This is a genomic window from Nitrospira sp., from assembly GCA_029194665.1.
In the GTDB taxonomy this organism is placed as follows: domain Bacteria; phylum Nitrospirota; class Nitrospiria; order Nitrospirales; family Nitrospiraceae; genus Nitrospira_D.
The window spans coordinates 855949-874717 of record JARFXO010000001.1 but is presented as its reverse complement, the minus strand read 5'-3'; the positions used below and the strand labels follow the sequence as shown (position 1 = coordinate 874717).

Annotated in this window: 16 protein-coding genes and 1 pseudogene; 8 read left to right on the top strand and 9 right to left on the bottom strand. The window is 56.9% G+C overall.

The features are described from left to right. Positions 1-5: 5 nt before the first annotated feature. Positions 6-689 (bottom strand): heme exporter protein CcmB, encoded by a 684-nt coding sequence (ccmB, locus tag P0119_04205; protein ID MDF0665261.1) that lies wholly within the window; start codon positions 687-689, stop codon positions 6-8. Then, the gene (ccmA, locus tag P0119_04200) at positions 686-1306 is read right to left on the bottom strand and encodes a cytochrome c biogenesis heme-transporting ATPase CcmA (protein ID MDF0665260.1); all 621 of its coding nucleotides are present in this window, start codon (positions 1304-1306) and stop codon (positions 686-688) included. Before ccmA ends, ccmB begins: the two co-directional genes overlap by 4 nt. A gap of 217 nt (positions 1307-1523) precedes the next feature. Between ccmA and P0119_04195 the strand changes: the two genes are divergently transcribed. The 6 genes from P0119_04195 (at position 1524) to P0119_04170 (ending at position 7861) form a co-directional block, all read left to right on the top strand. Continuing rightward, positions 1524-2075, top strand: coding sequence for a DUF1269 domain-containing protein (locus tag P0119_04195; protein ID MDF0665259.1), 552 nt, complete (start codon positions 1524-1526; stop codon positions 2073-2075). Positions 2076-2499: 424 nt separating this feature from the next. Then, positions 2500-3708 carry a threonine ammonia-lyase gene (gene ilvA, locus P0119_04190; protein MDF0665258.1) on the top strand — a complete coding sequence of 403 codons (1209 nt, stop codon included), beginning with the start codon at positions 2500-2502 and terminating at the stop codon, positions 3706-3708. A 159-nt stretch (positions 3709-3867) separates the two neighbouring features. After that, entirely contained in the window at positions 3868-5211 is a 1344-nt protein-coding gene (locus tag P0119_04185) for a cytochrome ubiquinol oxidase subunit I (protein MDF0665257.1), read from the top strand. Between the two features lie 15 nt (positions 5212-5226). Further along, the gene (cydB, locus tag P0119_04180; protein MDF0665256.1) at positions 5227-6264 is read left to right on the top strand and encodes a cytochrome d ubiquinol oxidase subunit II; all 1038 of its coding nucleotides are present in this window, start codon (positions 5227-5229) and stop codon (positions 6262-6264) included. A gap of 24 nt (positions 6265-6288) precedes the next feature. Next, positions 6289-6492: a hypothetical protein gene (locus P0119_04175; GenBank protein ID MDF0665255.1), complete on the top strand. Its 204-nt coding sequence runs from the start codon at positions 6289-6291 to the stop codon at positions 6490-6492. A gap of 52 nt (positions 6493-6544) precedes the next feature. Next, on the top strand, positions 6545-7861 hold the full coding sequence (locus P0119_04170; GenBank protein MDF0665254.1) for a nucleoside transporter C-terminal domain-containing protein: 1317 nt from the start codon (positions 6545-6547) through the stop codon (positions 7859-7861). Here P0119_04170 and P0119_04165 read toward each other — a convergent pair. Continuing rightward, on the bottom strand, positions 7850-9277 hold the full coding sequence (locus P0119_04165) for a hypothetical protein (GenBank protein ID MDF0665253.1): 1428 nt from the start codon (positions 9275-9277) through the stop codon (positions 7850-7852). The genes P0119_04170 and P0119_04165 overlap by 12 nt on opposite strands. A 27-nt stretch (positions 9278-9304) precedes the next feature. Then, positions 9305-9571 (bottom strand): hypothetical protein, encoded by a 267-nt coding sequence (locus P0119_04160; protein MDF0665252.1) that lies wholly within the window; start codon positions 9569-9571, stop codon positions 9305-9307. 772 nt (positions 9572-10343) lie between these two features. Between P0119_04160 and P0119_04155 the strand changes: the two genes are divergently transcribed. Next, positions 10344-11369, top strand: coding sequence for an OmpA family protein (locus tag P0119_04155; protein MDF0665251.1), 1026 nt, complete (start codon positions 10344-10346; stop codon positions 11367-11369). 154 nt (positions 11370-11523) lie between these two features. On the opposite strand, the gene P0119_04150 is transcribed toward P0119_04155, so the two are convergent. After that, entirely contained in the window at positions 11524-11724 is a 201-nt protein-coding gene (locus tag P0119_04150) for a hypothetical protein (protein MDF0665250.1), read from the bottom strand. Positions 11725-11887: 163 nt separating this feature from the next. After that, entirely contained in the window at positions 11888-13153 is a 1266-nt protein-coding gene (locus tag P0119_04145) for an MFS transporter (protein ID MDF0665249.1), read from the bottom strand. Between the two features lie 233 nt (positions 13154-13386). On the opposite strand from P0119_04145, the pseudogene P0119_04140 reads away from it, so the two are divergent. After that, positions 13387-13745: pseudogene (locus tag P0119_04140) on the top strand (IS1595 family transposase). Between the two features lie 68 nt (positions 13746-13813). Here the strand turns inward: P0119_04140 and P0119_04135 are convergent. The 3 genes from P0119_04135 to P0119_04125 form a co-directional block, all read right to left on the bottom strand. Then, complete coding sequence (locus P0119_04135) at positions 13814-14224, bottom strand: hypothetical protein (GenBank protein MDF0665248.1); 411 nt, start codon at positions 14222-14224, stop codon at positions 13814-13816. Positions 14225-14471: 247 nt separating this feature from the next. Next, on the bottom strand, positions 14472-18008 hold the full coding sequence (locus tag P0119_04130) for a vitamin B12-dependent ribonucleotide reductase (protein ID MDF0665247.1): 3537 nt from the start codon (positions 18006-18008) through the stop codon (positions 14472-14474). 279 nt (positions 18009-18287) lie between these two features. Beyond that, the gene (locus P0119_04125) at positions 18288-18659 is read right to left on the bottom strand and encodes a DUF4359 domain-containing protein (protein MDF0665246.1); all 372 of its coding nucleotides are present in this window, start codon (positions 18657-18659) and stop codon (positions 18288-18290) included. Between the last annotated feature and the right edge of the window lie 110 nt (positions 18660-18769).

Below are 18769 nucleotides of genomic sequence, written 5' to 3'. Positions count from 1 at the left end.
CAGTGTTACTCCAACGCGATCCGTAACGCCGCCGCAGTGGCCCAGGGCGCCAGAAAAAGAGACAACACCAGACATGCCCCGAGCAGCGACAGATTTGCTTCACCACCGATTCCAGCCATGCTGCTGGTGACGGCGCCGGCCCCAAAGATCAATATTGGAACGTAGAGTGGAAGCACCAGGAGGGCAACCAGTAGACCACTCCCCCGTACGCCAAGCACCAAGGCGGCGCCGATCGCACCAATCATACTCAACGTGGGCGTCCCAAGCAAGAGCGACATCACCAGTACTCCCAGTGATTCTCCGTTGAGACCGAATTGTAGTCCGAGCAGAGGTGAGAGCAGCACCACCGGTAACCCGGAGACCAACCAATGGGCGAGAACCTTCCCGACCACCAATACCGCAAGTGGTTGAGGAATCAGGACCATCTGTTCGAGGACACCGTCCAGATAGTCCGCCGTAAACACGCGTGAGAGTGACAACAAACATGCCAATAACGCCGCTACCCACAGCACCCCAGGACCGATGGTCCGCAACACCGCCGGCTCCGGTCCGACACCTAAGGGGAAGAGACTGACGACGATTACGAGAAAGAAGACCGACATCGCGGCGTCAGAACGGCGCCGCATCGCCAGCAACAGGTCACGACGAACGATTCCACCTATAGCCTCCCACATGCTGGAGCCGCTCATTCAGTCAGCTTCAGACGGTGCATTGTTTCCGAGGGAAGGGCGACTTCCTGATGTGTCACGACGACCGCCAGCCCTCCACGCTGCAGATGGGCATGCAGCCGTTCTGTCACGACCGTGGTCGCAGCCCTGTCGAGCGACGTGAACGGTTCATCAAGGAGCCATAAGGGACGTCGGGAGAGCCACAATCGCGCCAAGGCGACGCGGCGCTTTTGCCCTTGCGAAAGCACCCTTGACGGCAAATAATGGATGGGCCGCTTGAGCCCGATCGCCTCCAACGCCTCCTTCGCAGCATTGTTGGAGCAGAGTTCTCCGGCAAGCGACATGGAGCTCGTGACATTTTCGAGGGGCGTGAGGTCGTCCTTAATCCCATTCAGATGCCCGATGTAGGTCAGCTGCCCCGAATAGAGCTCCTTGAGTTGTTGGATATCTTGCCCCTCCCACAAGACCGATCCGTGTTCGGGGGGCAACAAGCTGGAGAAAATACGGAGCAAACTGGTTTTCCCACTGCCGTTTTCACCTAACACCGCCAACAGCGACCCCCGCTCAACCTTCACGTTGAGATCGGAGAACAATCGCCGTTCACCGCGACTGCAACGTAATGAAACAGCTTGCAACATAGGGAGCTCCACCGACAGTGCGCGACGAGAGTAAGGGAACAGAGCGTGGAAAAACAAGGGGCGAGAATAGGCTTTGCCGCTACAGGGTTCGGAGCACCGTTCCAAACCCCATCTTGCTCTGAGCCCAATCATACTGTTATCTAATGCGTGCGTCACAAGGCTGACCATCTGCCTCAGTGGAGAGCAGCTGCTCACGTAGCATCAACGGGGAGGGATCATGAGTGAACTTGTCTGCATTGCGTTTAAAGACCCCAGCACGGCCGACCGGGTGCTGAACGAATTGCGAGCCATGGAATCGGAGTATGTCCTCGACCTGGAGGATGCAGTCATCGTCGTCCGCGATCAGGATGGCAAAGTGCATCTGAAGCAGTGCGTCGATGTATTCGGGGGAGCAACCAAACATGGCGTGGCCTTGGGGATGTTATGGGGCGGGCTGATGGGGCTCCTGTTCATGAATCCTCTGGCTGGTCTCCTGGGAAGTCTTGCCGGCGGTGCAGGAGCCGGTGCTATCACCAATGCTGCCAATGAGTATGGACTCTTGAGCGACTATGGGATCCCCGATCAATTCATTAAAGACTTGGGAAGCACGATCAAGCGCGGCACCTCCGCAATCTTCCTGCTGATCCGGAACGTGGATCAAGCCAAGTTGCTTGTCGGCTTCTCAAGATACGAGGGGACCATTCTCAAGACATCCCTGAGTGGGGAGCAGGAAGAGAAGTTACGGGCTGTCCTCGCAAAACAACAAGACCAGAGGACCGGTGCACGGTAGCTGTGGCTTGGAAGAGCGAGTAGAGGTCGCCTTCATCGATTCTTGATCTGCCTACGGCCTGATGGTATAAGCTGAACGTGAGAGAAACAAACTCGGCATCCAAACAACAATGACGATCGTCCGGCAGAGCATGGGGATTAGGATGGCGGCGGCGATGATGATCGCCGACTCCGCCTAAGCCTGCCTGCGACTGGAAACGTACGCGAGCAACGGCCCCTGGCGGATTCGGTTCCGCCAGGGGTTTTTTATTCTCCTTCGCCGAATACCCCGTAGCGAGCTACGGGGATGAAGGCGTGGAGAACCCTCCGTAGCCTTGGCGAAGGAGGGTCGTGGCTTCGGAGAACTTCGCAAGATACCCCACAGCAAGCTGCGGGGAGCTTCATTGTCTAGGGGCCGGAGGAATCACGAGAAGGGAGCACGGAGCATGGTCACTCTTGAATCGATCGAAGCAGCTGCAACCCGTATCGGTCCGTCTATCTATGAATCACCCCTGGTACATTCCAAAACGCTGTCCCGACTGAGCGGAAATGCGATCTTTCTGAAACTTGAAAATCTGCAGATGACCGGATCGTTCAAGGAACGCGGCGCGCTGAACCGTATCCTGACGATGACGGACGACGAACGGCGACGGGGAGTCATCGCGGCATCGGCAGGGAACCATGGGCAGGGCGTGGCCTATCACGCGACCCAGCGGGGCATCCCCGTGCAGATCTGGATGCCGCGTTCGACGCCACTCATCAAGCTGACGGCGACCCGCGCCTACGGCGCGGATATCGTTTTGCACGGGGACAATTACGACGAGACCTGCGAGGCAGCCATTGAACGGAGCCGGCAGAGGAAGGCCACGTTTGTTCATCCCTTCGACGACGACGCCGTCATCGCCGGACAAGGGACCGTCGGGTTGGAACTCCTCAAGCAGAATCCCGCGCTGGATGTGATCATTGTGCCGGTCGGAGGCGGCGGATTGATCGGCGGGATCGGCTGTGCGGTCAAGGAGCAAAACGCTGCCGTAGAAGTGATCGGCGTTCAAACGGATCGACTGCCGTCGATGCAAACGGCTCTGCAACAGCAGCAACCGGTCGATCTTCCGGCAAGGTCCACCTTGGCCGACGGAATCGCCGTTCGAAAAGCGGGCCTGCGTACGCTGCCGTTGGCCCGCAAATATGTCGATCGGCTCGTCACGGTCGAGGAAGACGAGATTGCGGAGGCGATTTTGATGCTGTTGGAGGGCGAGAAAACGGTGGCGGAGGGGGCCGGTGCCGTTGCGCTTGCCGCCCTTCTGCAAGCGAAAACGGGCCATCGTGGGAAAAACATTGCGGTGTTGGTGTCCGGAGGCAACCTTGATGTCACGCTGTTGGCGAGAATCATCGAACAGGGCATGGTTCGCGACGGTAGGCGGCTGCGCCTGCGAGTGCGTCTCCCTGACTACCCCGGCGCATTGGAAGGACTGGCATCGGTGATTGCCAAGGCCCAGGCCAACATCGTGGAGACGTCGTACAATCGCGCCCACTACGGAGTGAGCTTGAACGAAGCGGCGATCGACATCACGATGGAAACCCGTGGACGCGACCACGCGTCGGATCTATTGGCCGCCCTGACGAGCTCGCGTTATGAATTCAGCGTCGTCGAATGAGCGCCGGCGCCGCCAGGAAAGACCGCGAGGGTCCCGCCTCCCGCCGCCGTCTTCCTGTGCCTCGTCTCGACGTCACGGCGGGTCTTTGGATACGTGGGAAAAGACCTTTACGGTCAATACCCATGCCTGGCACCGATACTTCACCACTGAGAACATATCATGACAAGCGCACTTCTCTACGACCGGCTTCAATTCGCGTTCACCGCCACGTTCCACTACCTCTTTCCACAATTGACGATGGGATTGGCGTTCCTGCTGTTTTATTTGCGCAGCCGGGCGCTTGTCACCGATGACGAACATTATCAACAGGTCTCGGATTTTTGGACGAGGATCTTTGCCTTGAACTTCGGATTCGGCGTCGTGACCGGCATCCCGCTCGAATTTCAGTTTGGAACCAACTGGGCCAGGTTTTCCAACTTCGCGGGTGGAGTGATCGGCCAAACTCTCGCCATGGAGGGAGTCTTCGCATTTTTCCTGGAATCATCGTTTCTCGGCATCCTGCTGTTCAGAAAGCGATTCAGTCGTCGGATGCAATGGTTTGCCGCTCTGATACTCTTTGTGGGTTCGTGGCTATCCGGCTACTTCATCCTGGCGACGAATGCATGGATGCAACATCCTGTCGCGTATCAAGTGGGGGACGATGGCAGAGTGTTCGTCAACAGTCTTACCGGGCTGCTCACGAATCCCTGGTTATTCTGGCAATTCGCGCATAACATGACAGCGGCCGTCGTCACGGCGTCCTGTGTGATAGCAGCGGTGGGTGCGTACTATCTGTTATCCGGTCTCTATCTATCCCATGCGAAGACCTTCCTGCGAACCGGCGTTGTCGCCGGCGCGATCGCTTCTGCACTGATGATTTTCCCCACGGGACACGGCAACGCCAAACAGGTCTTCGAACATCAACCGGTAAAGGGAGCGGCATTTGAGGGGCTCTTCACGACGGAGAGAGGAGCCGGTCTCTACCTGGTGGGACAACCCAATCTTGAAACGATGACCATCGACAACCCGATTGAGATTCCTAATGCGCTCAGTTTTCTCGTGTACAAAGACCTCTACGCCAAGGTCAAGGGGCTCGACGCGTTTCCTCGCGACGAGTGGCCGGATAATCTTCCCCTCCTCTACTATGCCTATCACATCATGGCCGGATTAGGAACCATCCTTGCCGCCATCCTTGGCCTGGCCTTGTTCTCGCTTTGGCATGGCCGCCTGTTCAACATGAAGTGGCTGTTGTGGCTAGTGATGCTCTCAGCTCCATTCCCATACATCGCTACGTCGGCCGGCTGGATGACCGCCGAACTGGGACGGCAGCCCTGGCTCGTGTACGGCTTGTTGCGCACCGCCCATGGCACATCTCCATTGGTTCATTCAGGGAACGCCTTATTTACCTTGATTGGATTCTTGGGACTGTATCTGCTGCTCGGGTTGCTGTTTGTGTTTCTTCTCGGCAAAACGATTCAGCACGGACCCGGCTCGATCAGCTCACAAGCGCCGTATACCGCCTGAACGAAGGGACGGTTAATGGAAACCCTGTGGTTTATCGTCGTCACACTGATGCTCGCCATCTTCATCGTCCTGGACGGTTTCGACTTTGGGGTCGGCATGGTCTATCCGTTCGTCGTTCGGACCGAAGCGGACCGTCGAACGGTGCTCGCCTCCATCGGCCCACTGTGGAACGCAAACGAAGTCTGGTTGATCGCCGCCGGCGCTGTCCTCTTCTTTGCCTATCCCAAGGCCTATGCCGCCGGATTCAGCGGGTTCTATCTGGCGTTGATCCTTGTGCTGTGGCTGCTGATCTTTCGCGGTCTCGCGCTGGAATTGCGATCGCAGGTGGATCATGTGTTGTGGAAACAGGCCTGGGATACGGCCTTTACAACGGCCAGTTTACTCTTGGCGTTTGTCTTTGGCGCGGCGCTGGGCAATCTGATTCGCGGTGTGCCCTTAAACCGTGACGGATATTTCTTCGTCCCGTTTTGGACAGACTTTCAGCCTGGGCCGGAGCCAGGCATCCTGGACTGGTTCACGGTGCTGCTGGGGCTGACGACTGTGTCGATCCTAGCCTTCCACGGGGCAAATTATCTCGCGATGAAAACAGAAGGCGCCCTGTATAAACGAGCCGTCTCGACCGCCTGGGTCATGGGGCGGGTTTCGGCTGGATGCACGGTGCTTACCGTGACTGCGGTCCCTTTCGTCCAGCCAAGCTTGCGGCTCAACTTCGCTGGCCATCCGATGGAATATCTTGTACCATTCAGTGGGATATTCGCGCTCGGATCCAGTCTGTACCTCCGCCAGCGACAGCGTGACACCGCCGCCTTTCTGTCTTCCAGTGCATTTATTTTGCTGATGCTCGCCAGCGTCATGTTCGGCATGTATCCCTACATCTTAGTTTCAACAACTGATCCAGCGCTCAGCCTCACGGTGTTCAATGCAGCCACCGACTCCTATGGATTAACAGCCGGGTTTGCCTGGTTCGGAGTCGGCTTCCTGCTTGTAGTGGCCTACCAGAGTTACGTCTATTCCCTGTTCTCGGGTAAACCGCGCTCGGATGACGCACATTGATATGTGCCAAGATCGGGCTGGACGATGGTCAAGACCTGTTCTCAAGTCATTTACGAATATGTCGGCGCACGATATTTTGAAGAAGTGCGCACGCTTGCAGACGAAGCGACGAGGGAGCATGCCAGCTTGAATGTCGAATCCTATCGTGCAATTGAGTGCACGGTTCAAGATCCGACCCTCTGTCCCTTGTCTCTCCGTGTAACTGCAAACCCCTATTTTCTTTCTTGACGACAGTCGGTTCTCAGCGTAGCCTCCCGCCGGGCTTCCGCGGAAGGAGGACATGACGGTGGAGGAATGGCCCTATCGCCTGCTTGCCTGCGTCGGTTTCGTTACGATCGCGTTGCTGGCCTGGGTGACGGGAAATCGCAGTCGGCTGAACTGGACGACCATTGTGGGCAGCGCGGCTTTGGCCTGGGGACTCGGTATCCTGTCCTTTTGGTTTCCGGGCTCCCGCTGGCTCTGGAGCGTTACTAACGACATGGTAGTCGCCGTGCTCACCGCCTCGCAAAAGGGCACGCTCTTCCTGCTCGGTCCTCTCGCGCTCGACCCGGGCCAGAGACTCCCGGATGGAACCGTCTCGGTGGGCTTTATCCTGGCAGCGCAAGCGCTGCCGGCCGTCGTGTTCTTTGCCGCATTGATGGCGGGTCTGTACTATGTGGGCGTTATGCAAGCGATCGTAGGTCTGTTCTCCCGACTCTTTTACCGGACTATGGGCTTATCGGGGGCCGAGTCCCTGTCCGGCGCCGCGAACATCTTCGTCGGCATCGAGGCGGGCTTGATTGTCCGTCCCTACCTCGCTGCCATGACGCGATCGGAACTGCTCTTGGTGCTGACTTGCATGATGGCGACCGTGGCGAGCACGGTCATGGGCATCTACGTGTCGGCTCTGCAACATGTGGTGCCTCAGATCGCCGGGCATTTGATTTCTGCGTCGGTGATTTCGATTCCTTGCGCGGTGCTCATCAGCAAACTCACATTTCCCGAAGATGGACAGCCCATGACGCTGGGCGGCGTGCCCTCTACCGACCGGAACCCATCGCCTTCAGCCGATAGTGAAGCGATTCCGCCGCCCTCCAACCTCGTTGTCGCCTTAATCGATGGGGCAGGACAGGGGATGAAAATGGCTGTCGGCATTGCTGCATTGCTGATCGTGTTTCTCGGATTGGAAGCTCTTGTGGATTTGGCGCTGGCGCAGCTTCCTACGATTGGTGGAGCGTCTCTCTCCGTCACACGGGTCCTCGCCTGGCTGACTTGGCCGTTCGCCATTCTCCTCGGTCTCCGTCCTGAAGAATGGCAGATCGGCGCGGACTTGCTGGGGTCGCGGTTTATCGAGACGGAAGTGGCGGCCTATTTCAAGTTGGCCGCGGTGCAATCTGCGACTCCGCCGCCGCTCTCTCCACGGTCCCTCACGGCCTTGACCTATGCCCTCTGTGGGTTCGTGCATGTCGCGAGCATGGGCATCTTTGTCGGCGGCATCTCCGCATTGGTGCCGCATAGGGCAAAAGACATCTCGCTCCTGGGACTGCGCGCGTTGTGGACCGCCTATTTGACGACGTTGCTGACCGGTTGTATTGCGGGAGTCCTCTCATCTTCCTAGCTCACCGATCCCCCCTCCCCATCCCAACGGACGAACGAAGAGCAGCAGCAGCGCGCCTTTCACGAGTTTGAACACCGCCGCGATCTCGATGAGGACATCGGGCATGGGTGGCTGGATCGGACGGCGTCCGGTCGTCGTCTTCAGTTCGCTCTCTGACAACGGCCAGAGCTGGGTTGAGGGTTGGGGGCGTATCCCGATTCCCAGATACTGCAAGGCGGCGGGTCGAACTTCCGGCCCGACCCAGGCTCGCTGCGCTGCTTTCTCCAACTCTTGAAACGTTTGCACACTTGGCTCCAGGAAGAAATCGTCGGCCTGCAACGCTGCGGCGGAATCCCACTTCTTCTGTCGCTCCCGCATCCCGCGAAACGATATCCGCAATTCGACGGCAATACCAGGCCATGGCTTCTCGGTCGCAATGATTCCCTTCCGGATCCATTCTTCCGCTTCTTCCCACTGCTTGGCTTTCTTGAGGGGCTCCACCAAACGGAGGTAACTGCCTGTCCGCTCAGCTTCTTGCCGGCACAGCGGGATGATCTCTTCACGCCGGCCGGCCCGTTCCAGCGCCACAATCAGCCAGTTGCTCAGGCGATCGCGTTGGAACTTTTCTGAGAATGCGTCCTGACTCTTTTTCCATCGATCATGTGCGAGCCGCTGGGCAAGTTGCTCGGCAAGCTCGTTCCACGCCCCCACCGGATGGCTCCGGTCCCAGAAGGTCTTGGCTCCGCGACAGAGTTCGTACTGGTCCGCCAAGTCCGCCGCCACCGCCCAACGCATCTGCTCGGTGGATAGATGAGACGACTGCGGTAATGCCCGGAAAGCAATATCTAAACAGGATGCAATTTCCTCTGCCGTCTCTCCTTCGTCGTCGCTCATCTCCACCTGCCTCGTACCGTCTCCCAACAATTGTGCTCCCACCTCCACCACTGCATCCGCATGCCCTTGCGCCAACAGCGCTTCCAGGCGATCCCGCACCCGTGAGTAGTCTGGGATCGAGCCCGCGCCGCTCGGGTGGTTGCGCCAGCCCGGCTCTGCGCTGAGCTGGGCAAGCTCAGCCCGCAGGGCTTTGACCAGCTTCGGCACCGCGCCCGCCGACACATTGTGACGATCCTGCAAGAATTGCCGGACACCTGGATAACGCTGAACTAATTCCTTCAGGAGCGCGAGAAGCTGCGGTTGTGTCTGCTGTTCCAGGAAAGACATCCATGCGCCGGTGGCAGCCTTCCCGGCTTTTCGCGTTGGTCGCGCCGAAACAGGAATGAGATCTTCGGTCGTAACACCTTCCTCATCCCCCTCGTCCTCCTCGTCCCATTCCCCTTCGTCCTCATCACGCTCCAACAACTGAAGCCGCTGGTCCTGCTCGGTCACGGTCGGGATCGTACGATTGCGCTTCACCTGCTCCTGATAATCGAGCACCACGGCAACAGCATGTTTGCAGATGCCTCCTTAGGGGCAGGTACAGGCCGCAACCAGTTCGTCATCTTCCGTCTCGATCCTGGTGGCGTATCGGTTCGAACCCAGCACCCACGCGACCAGGCCACCGCTTGAGGTTCGGGCGGGGTCCTGAACCTGGCGGCTGCGCTGGTAGCGCCGCCCTCGCGATACGATGATCGGCCCGGCCCAGTCCTGGAGCTCATCCCACGTGAGAGAATTGAACGGATCAGCCTGTGACTGCTTGCTCTGGGTCCCGTTCTGTGAGTTATGTTTCCCCATTGTCGTCGATGGTACTCACATCGGCATCATATTCCAAGATGGTTTTGGGAGGAATGAGAGAAGCGCTTGATCCGCAAGAGAGCAGACCGCACATCACGCTTTGGGAAACGGTTACGCGCAATCCATGTAGCCTCACGCTACCCGCCAAACCTTGACGGTCGGACGCACCTTCGCACCAAGACGAGCAAGCATGTCGATAAGCACGTCAGTGCTGAAGAGTGACTTGTAAAGGTGCCGGGAGTCTTTTTCTGAGGAATAGCTGAGTCATCACCGAAGCTCGTTCCCACGGGGATGTGACCAAGAACGGTTCTTGGCACCATTGCTTGCCCCGGTGCTGCCGTTTACGGGGGTACAAGCAATCAGGGTGGGACCAGGATGCACTGGAACTCTCCACTGAGGTGAAGACCCTCCCTATAGTCAAGCAAACGGCTTGATGTATTTCGCTGCTCCTGCCTGTGATCAACGACCTTTCCGAAAGCGCGACGCACCACCGAGGTACGGTACAATCACCGATCTTGGAACCACGCCGAGGAGACGGCAACCTGTTAAGCGTCTTGCCCCTTTCTCTTCGCAATCCTATCTTGCACGCGACTCTTCCAGTGCCTGTAGCTCCATGGTCCAATTCTCTTGACGACGACACCGATCTGACTATAATTCCATCCTCGACTCGATGAGAGATACGCACTTCTCTTCAGTCGAGTGCTCGAGTCGTCTGGTATCAAGCTTATTCCGTTTGATTTATTCCTTGTGCCTTCATTCACGGGAGGAGACTATGCGATCCACATCAAGCCATCGAACCATACCGATCCGGAGCGCCGCGTTAACTCTGCTGTGCGCGTTGGCCCTAGGAGGCTGCGTAAGTGCGAAAAGTCACCAGCGGACTCTTGGCGAACTCCAGGCGGCCAAGAAACGATCGGCGGAACAGGAAGCCCAACTGGGCGGGATGCGAGAGTCACTCGACATGGAAGCAGCTCAGCGGAAAGCTGCTGAGGACCAGGCCGCCTCGTTGTTGAAGGAACGGGAAGACCTCAAGGGTCGATCCGAACAGTTGACCGGCGAACTCGCCGCCGCGCGCAGCCAGCTGACGGATCTCGAACAGAAACATGCCAGCGACAGTGCTTCCGCGCAGGAAGACATCGCGAAGCTCCAGCAACAGGCTGCATCGATGGAAGCCGAGGCAGCCCAAATCGCAAAGGAGCGTGAACAGCTCCGTCAAGAACAGGCTCGATTGGCCACGAAACTCGATCAGGAACGTGCTGCCAAGGAAGCGAAGGAAGCGGAGATCAAACGGCTGACGCGAACGCAGGAAGAGTTATCCAAGTCGCTCCAAGAGGAAATTTCCAAGGGCAATATCACCGTCCAGCAAGTACGCGACAGCCTCACCATCAACCTGGTGGACCGGGTCTTGTTCGACTCCGGCCAAGCGGAGGTGAAACCGACCGGTCAGCATGTGCTGAAGCAGGTCAGCGACCTTTTGAAAACCGTCACGGACAAGCAGATCCGAATCGAAGGCCACACGGACAATGTGCCGATCAGCGCCAAACTGCAGAGCCGTTACAGGACGAATTGGGAACTCTCGACGGCGCGGGCCACGGCGGTCGTACGCTATTTGATCGATCAGGGCGGTGTAGACCCGCGGCATCTCTCCGCAGTCGGGCATGCGGACACGCAACCCGTCGCCTCGAACGATACCGAGGAGGGACGATCGGCCAACCGCAGGATTGAAATCGTACTGTACCCCAAGGACCTCAAAGAAATCGCCGACCAGGTCGAAACCAGCCCGGCAGTATCACAGTAAGAGAGAGCGTCGTCGGAGGCGCGCACAGCGCCCACGGAAATGAGGTCGGCCCTTGTATCGTGCATAGCTGTTTCATCAATGACACCAAGGAACGTAAAAAGATCGGCTGGCTTTCATTCAGCCTGGTTCGATTCCGTTCATGGTGTCGGCTATCTTACTCACTCTGGTCATCATAGGTGTCCAGGAACACCTGAAGCTTGTCGAAGAGCTGATCAAGTTCCTTCCGTCGTTTGGCATTCTTCGTGTGGTTGGCCTCGATAGCCACGTAGCCTTGAATTTCCTCAATCTGGTCCAATGACAGCTCCACCTTAATCCCTGTGCTCACCACCAGGCGCGATTCGGGGTCGTATCTCATCGCACCTCGCCATTACACTGGCCCTGTTCCGTGAGGTGCTTCTTCCCATTGCCGCCGATGGTACTCACATCGGCGGCATATTCCAAGCGGGTTTTTGAGGGAACGGACGGAATACGTCACCTGCGAAATCCAAGTTGAGAAAATGGACTGGAGATAAGACCTTCTACCCGACCGAAAGGTGCTCACACGCGACGAAGCGCCTGAACCACAGGCTGCACATTGCAAGGGCGAGCAGGACTGCACCGATGCCGATCAGACTCGCAGACTCGCTGGATACTTCGATGAGCCACCCGAAGAAGGTCATGCCGGCCATTGAAGTCGCCGTGGCAATGGCCGTGTAGAGCGCCATGACACGCCCCACCATGTGGGCGGGCGAGATTTCCTGGATAATCCCCCAGGCGATCGGTGTCCAGGTCCCCAACCCCATGCCGATCAACATCACAAGTAGAGTTGCCACCATGATGTTCGATGTCCAGACCAGCCCGCACAAAGCCAACCCGCCGACGGCGCTCGACCACGCGATAACCGATACCCGACGCCGAAGCTCCCATTCGGAGAGTCGCACGAGACAGAGCGATACGAGGAGTAGGCCCACACCGAGCCATGACCAGAGATATCCCACCTCGACCGGACCGAGAGAGAGGAGCTTTTTTCCGAACACAGGAAACAGCGTGGTAAAGGCTCCGCTGCCGAACGTATAGAGCGAGGCCAACATGATCAACATCAGAATTGTGCGCCGAGCAATCAACGTATAGCGAATCCCGTCGAACAGATCCTCGATTGCCGTTGTCCGACGGCTCTCCGGCGGAGGGGTCGTCAATCCGGCCGACAGCCGGAGGGGGAACAAGAAGACTGCGGAGGCCACGTAGGTCACCGCATTGATACAGAGCACGTCCTGGGAACCGGAAAAGGCAATCCCCAGTCCGCTGATGACCGGGCCGATGATGATGCCGAGGCTCGTTGTGCCTTGGAGAAGGGCATTGGCGGCGGTCAACTGTTCTTTTTCCACCATAAGCGGCACCGACGAGGACAGCGTCGGGACGAACATGGCGGTTGCAATCCCGTAGAGAAAGGTCAACAAGTAGAGCGCTTCTATTGTAAACGATTCTACAGATACCCAGCAGGGGATCAGGCCGATCAATAGGGCCCGGGTCAGGTCGCTGCAGATCAGGATGGCCTTCTTGGGTAATCGATCGACCACCACGCCGATCACGGGTCCGAGGACAATCGGGGGCAATGTTTGCAGAAGACCGATGACCGTGGTCTTCAGCGCCGAACCGGTGATGGAATAGACAAACCACAAGAGAGCCAGCTTGCTGACTCCGTCGGCCACCTGCGACAGCACCTGACTCCACCACACGAGGCTGAAATCGCGCGTGAGGAGCCATTGTCTGCGACGGAGGATCGGATATTCCGCCAAACGAGGCATCTCCGCTTTCTCCTGATCCATCGTGGGTGACCAGCCTGACAGTATGCGTATCCTGGATTAGCTCCCGCATACGTGACCTCAGTTTACTAAGTTATATCGGAATGGGGCCGACAGGAAAGGCGGGCAGAACAATTGGGTGGTTGGCGACCTGAATCAAACTCTAGGTCGTAATTCGCTGAGCCATGACTACAGCTGCTTATCAGCTTGATTCAGGAGACCACGATGGGTCGTGTATGGCTGTATCGCATCCTCCGTTCCCGACCAGTCTCCGAGCATTCCAGCGGCAGTTCGCCGACGAGGCGGCCTGTCGGTGGCCCGAGGGCTATCGCTGTCCACGGTGCGGCGGAGCGCGCACGTACCTGCTGCTTGAATGGCAGCGCTGCGAATGCGCCCAGCATCGACACCAGGTGTCGCTGACGGCGGGCACCGTTTTCATCGAACCCGGACGCCATTGACGACGCGGTTTTGAGCGGCGTCCTTGACGACGACCGACAAGCGTGGAATTTCGGCATTGCTGCGGCAACGACAACTGGGCATTCGGCGCTACAAGACAGCGTGGGTGATCCTGCATCAGCTGCGTCGCGCCAGGGTCGACCATTTATACCGACTATACCGATGCGCGGAAAGGGTGGGTTTCATGAGCGGCATAGGCCGCATCGGTCAAAACTCGTCGAGCGATTGATTGCGCAGAATAGCCAGGGCCTTGTCAATGTTGGAAACGGTTAGAACAACGATCGCTCGCTTCCCTTCACGAGAAGGTGTGCAATAGCCGCATTTGATGTTGATCCGGCTCTTCATCAAGATATCTGCCACTTTCCGCAATGCTCCAGGCTTATTTTCGAGACTCGACAGGAGTGTGGTTTCTTCGCCGGACTTAATCTTCGCCGCCTTAAGGGCCTCGCGAGCACGTTCCAGATCTGCGACTAGCAGACGCAACTTGCCAGGCCCCATCGCTTCCGGAGCAGAGAAAGCCTTGATATTGACCCCGGCTTCGCCGAGGACTGCCGTCACCCTGGCAAGGGCACCAGGCTTACTCTGCCCTTTGATAACAAGCTGCGTCGTAGTCGGCATATCGGTACTCCTCGTGGCTCTCCGGTCTCAAAACCTTTTTCGCCTCGCTGAACGAGCAACTCGCAACGGAGACCAAGACCCGTAATGATACAATAGGGTGCGAGGAAACGCCGGGCTCACGCAAGGTTTTCGAGCCCGTAACCGTGGAGACAAGAACACATCGGCACCCGATCGAATTCTGATAAACCGCCGCTTCCTACAGCGGAGACACGATGACGGCCGCTTGCTCTGCATCCTCACACTCCTCTTATGAACATCCGCTCGTTGCGCCGCACGTCACACATTTGAGACAAGTACCGTTACGAACCATGGTAAATTGCTTGCATTCTTGGCAGGGGTCCCCTTCGTAGCCCTTGACTTTGGCCTCTTTCGCGCTTTGGACCTCCGTCAGGGTGAGCGTCTCGCGCATGATCTCCACGTGTCTGGCAACACCGTGTCCGTTTCCATGGCCATTTCCTTTTCCACCGTTCCGGCGGATGGGAAGATGTTCCGTAATAATGGAGGATTGAGCCAGTGCATCAAGATCCGCTTCTTCATCGAAGCATTCGGGATCCATATTGTCTTTCTTCACGGCATCCATGCGTAGATCTTCTTCTTTCACCTGGGCGAGGTCATACCGATCGAGATACGTAACGGCCAATTCACGGAAGATATAATCGATGATCGAGGTCGACATCTTGATTCGATCGTTCATTTTGACAGGACCGTTCGGCTCAAACCGTGTAAAGACGAACGCCTCGACGAATTCTTCCAATGGCACGCCGTGCTGAAGTCCCAGAGAGATGGCGATGGCAAAACAATTCATCAGGCTTCTGAATGCCGCCCCCTCCTTGTGCATGTCCAAAAAGATTTCCCCGACCGTCCCATCCTCATACTCACCGGTGCGCAGGTAGAGCTTATGTCCTCCGACAATTGCTTTTTGAGTGTATCCACTTCGGCGACTCGGTAGTGGGCGTCGCTTGGCGAGGTACCGAACGAGCACCCGTTCGGTGACTCTCTCCGCCAGCTCCATCACGCCGGCAGCCGCCTCCACGGTCTTTCCATTGTCTGTCGAGGCACTCAATGGCTGACTCAGCTTTGACCCGTCACGATACAGTGCGACCGCTTTGACCATGCTCTTCCAAGCAAGCAAATAGGCAGCCTTGACGGCTTCGAGCGTGGCGTCGGCCGGCATGTTGATGGTCTTGCTGATCGCGCCGCTGATGAACGGCTGTGCTGCGGCCATCATGCGGATATGCGCATCGACGGCGATGGAGCGTTGTCCGATTCGTCCGCACCGATTGGCACAGTCGAATACCGCAAGGTGTTCAGCCTTCAAATGCGGCGCGCCCTCTACCGTCATCGTCCCGCAGCAGAAATCGTTTGCAGCGGCGATCTCTTCTTGCGTAAAACCGAGCGTCTTCAGCATGTTGAAGTTCGTTTCATTCAGCTGGGCCTCGGTCAAGCCAAGCTTTTCGAGACAGAACGTGTCTCCCAGCGTAAACTTATTGAACGCGAACTGAATTTCGAACGCCTGCCCCAAACTGTTCTCCAAACGGCCCAAGGCTGTGTCATCGAATCCCTTCTGACGCAGCGTGTCGTGATTGATGAACGGTGCACCTTTGAGCGTCTGGGCACCGACACAGTACCGGACAATATCCTGTGCTTGCTGGTCCGTATACCCGAGGTTGGCCAGCGCAATCGGCAAACTTTGATTGATGATCTTGAAGTACCCACCACCGGCCAGTTTCTTAAACTTCACCAGAGCGAAATCCGGTTCAATCCCTGTGGTATCACAGTCCATGACCAACCCAATTGTGCCGGTCGGAGCGATGACTGTCACTTGTGCATTGCGGTATCCATACGCCGTTCCTAATTCAAGCGCGTGATCCCACGCTCGTCTGGCAGCAAGAAGCATGTCGGGAGGACAATGCTCGGGACGGATTCCCGCAGGAGCGATCGTCAGACCTTCATATTCCCCATGAGGCACCTGGTAAGCCGCCCGACGGTGATTACGAATAACACGCAGCATGGACTCTCGATTTTTTGCGTACCCCGGGAAGGGCGACAATTCGGCAGCCATTTCAGCCGACGTCCCGTATGCTTCCCCGGTCATGATGGCCGTGATGGCTCCACAAATCGCCAGGGCCTTGGGTGAATCATAAGGGATCCCTTGTCGCATGAGCACGGTCCCCACATTCGCGTACCCCAACCCGAGCGTCCGGAACCGATAGCTCTTTTCAGCGATGGACCGGCTCGGGAAGGAAGCCATCAACACGCTGATTTCCAGTGCAATCGTCCACAACCGAACGGCATGGCGGAAATGTTCCAGTTCGAACTGCCCGTCGGCGGTGTAAAACTTTGTGAGATTGAGGGAGGCGAGATTGCAGGCTGTATCATCCAAAAACATGTATTCGGAACAGGGGTTCGAGGCGTTGATGCGGCCGTCTTCCGGACAGGTATGCCACTCGTTGATGGTGGTATCGTATTGAGTGCCAGGATCAGCACAAATCCAGGCCGCCCAAGCGATCCGGTCCCACAGCTCCCGCGCCCTGACGGTCTTACAGACTTTGCCGTCCGTTCGGCGTTTGAGCTGCCAATCGCCGTCGGTTTCGAGAACGGTGAAAAACTCATTGGGGATTCTGACACTGTTGTTCGAATTTTGCCCGGAGACGGTCTGATAGGCCTTCCCGTCCCAATTCGTGTCATACTCATGAAACACAAAATGTGTGAAGCCTTGCTGTGCATAGGAAAACATTCGTTGGACATACGCCTCGGGCACCATATCCCGACGGGCCGAGATCAAGGCCTCACGCAAGACCGGGTTGGTCTTCTGATCGAGGTCCAACCTGAGAGCACCCTCGCCATCGACCGTATGACAAGCTTTCAGCACGGCGTTGAGGCGCTGTGCACAAATCCTTGAGCCCGTCACCATCGCCGCGACTTTTTGTTCTTCGATGACTTTCCAATCGATGAATTCTTCGATGTCCGGATGATCGAGGTCCAAACAGACCATCTTGGCGGCGCGGCGCGTCGTCCCTCCGGACTTGATCGCTCCGGCGGCTCGATCCCCGATCTTCAGGAAAGACATGAGGCCTGAAGACCGCCCGCCACCGGAAAGCTTTTCGCCATCCCCGCGCAGTCTCGAAAAATTAGTCCCGGTCCCGGAACCATATTTGAACAACCTCGCCTCCCGGACCCAAAGATCCATGATCCCGTTTTCATTCACCAGATCATCCTCGATTGATTGAATGAAACAGGCATGAGGCTGAGGGTGTTCGAAGGCATTGGTGGCTTTCACAATTTCGCGAGTCTGGGGATCGACGTAATAATGTCCTTGTGCCGGTCCCGATAACCCATAGGCAAAATGAAGGCCTGTATTGAACCATTGAGGAGAATTCGGCGCGGCCATTTGGCGCGCCAGCATGCAGCACATTTCATCGTGAAAAGACTCGGCATCTTCCGGCGTCTTGAAATACCCATAGGATTTGCCCCAATGGGTCCAGCACCCGGCCATGCGTTCGAAGACTTGGCGAGCGTCTCGCTCACCACCCAACACCGGCTTGCCATCCGGGTCGATGGCCGCCTGCCCATTCTGATCGCGCTGCGGGACTCCGGCCTTCCGAAAGTATTTCTGGGCCAATATGTCGACGGCAAGCTGAGACCATGCCTCCGGAACATCGATATTTTCGAGCTTAAATACGGTGGATCCGTCGGGATTCCGAATCTCCGACGAACGCTTCACAAACGTAATCCCCTCGTAGGGATTCTGCCCGCGACGGGTAAATCTTCGATCAATTTTCACGGTAGACCTCCTGAGAGAGGGAACAAACTGTGACCATGCATCGATTAGGCTTCATCATCATGAAAGGCAGAGTCACTTAACTTCAACGAGTAGCTACATATAGCTATCATAAATTTTTGTCAACACCAAGTATTGTGGATATTGAGGAAATGAGAGGAAAGGCTGTGAATAGTCGCAACGCGAATCTCATAGCCGATTCTGATCACTTATCAACGGAGTTATCCACAGAAATAATCGCAGAAATCAGGTCCCTCCAAATTACCCTGGCCATTTTTCTTTTTAGAAGGCCATTCGTCCGATTTTCAGCGTCGCTTCCTCGACACCTTGAAGGGGAATGAATCGACCGCCGAGACCCAGAACGACGACTTTGGTATCCGCCACCTGTGTTTCATACCGGCTCGCAATTCCCCAGTTCTGTCGCGCCGTATTGGGCCTCACGATGGATTCGAGAAGCTTCTTACTTTGCGACTGAAACACCTGTCGAATAAATTGTTGTTCTCGAGTCGGTGCACCCCGGTCCATTCGGTCTATCGCTTTGCTCAATTCCTGTTCAACGAAGCGTAAATAATCATCCGTGGTCGGATTCGATAACGCCAGACCGATCGCGCCTGCGAGTGCAACGACGATCACGCTCAAACGAAGGAGGCTCATGGTGTTCTCGTAGCGACCTTTCAAGGCAACAGGATACCGACTGGCTTCATCTCATTTGACAAAGGAAGAGCGCCCCAATTAGCTTAGCCGAACTCCGTTCACATTCTTCT

Coding starts and splice junctions, on each gene's coding strand:
- ccmB (MDF0665261.1), bottom strand. CDS start 689: ATGAGCGGCTCCAGCATGTGGGAGGCTATAGGTGGAATCGTTCGTCGT.
- ccmA (MDF0665260.1), bottom strand. CDS start 1,306: ATGTTGCAAGCTGTTTCATTACGTTGCAGTCGCGGTGAACGGCGATTG.
- P0119_04195 (MDF0665259.1), top strand. CDS start 1,524: ATGAGTGAACTTGTCTGCATTGCGTTTAAAGACCCCAGCACGGCCGAC.
- ilvA (MDF0665258.1), top strand. CDS start 2,500: ATGGTCACTCTTGAATCGATCGAAGCAGCTGCAACCCGTATCGGTCCG.
- P0119_04185 (MDF0665257.1), top strand. CDS start 3,868: ATGACAAGCGCACTTCTCTACGACCGGCTTCAATTCGCGTTCACCGCC.
- cydB (MDF0665256.1), top strand. CDS start 5,227: ATGGAAACCCTGTGGTTTATCGTCGTCACACTGATGCTCGCCATCTTC.
- P0119_04175 (MDF0665255.1), top strand. CDS start 6,289: ATGGTCAAGACCTGTTCTCAAGTCATTTACGAATATGTCGGCGCACGA.
- P0119_04170 (MDF0665254.1), top strand. CDS start 6,545: ATGACGGTGGAGGAATGGCCCTATCGCCTGCTTGCCTGCGTCGGTTTC.
- P0119_04160 (MDF0665252.1), bottom strand. CDS start 9,571: ATGGGGAAACATAACTCACAGAACGGGACCCAGAGCAAGCAGTCACAG.
- P0119_04155 (MDF0665251.1), top strand. CDS start 10,344: ATGCGATCCACATCAAGCCATCGAACCATACCGATCCGGAGCGCCGCG.
- P0119_04150 (MDF0665250.1), bottom strand. CDS start 11,724: ATGAGATACGACCCCGAATCGCGCCTGGTGGTGAGCACAGGGATTAAG.
- P0119_04145 (MDF0665249.1), bottom strand. CDS start 13,153: ATGCCTCGTTTGGCGGAATATCCGATCCTCCGTCGCAGACAATGGCTC.
- P0119_04135 (MDF0665248.1), bottom strand. CDS start 14,224: ATGCCGACTACGACGCAGCTTGTTATCAAAGGGCAGAGTAAGCCTGGT.
- P0119_04125 (MDF0665246.1), bottom strand. CDS start 18,659: ATGAGCCTCCTTCGTTTGAGCGTGATCGTCGTTGCACTCGCAGGCGCG.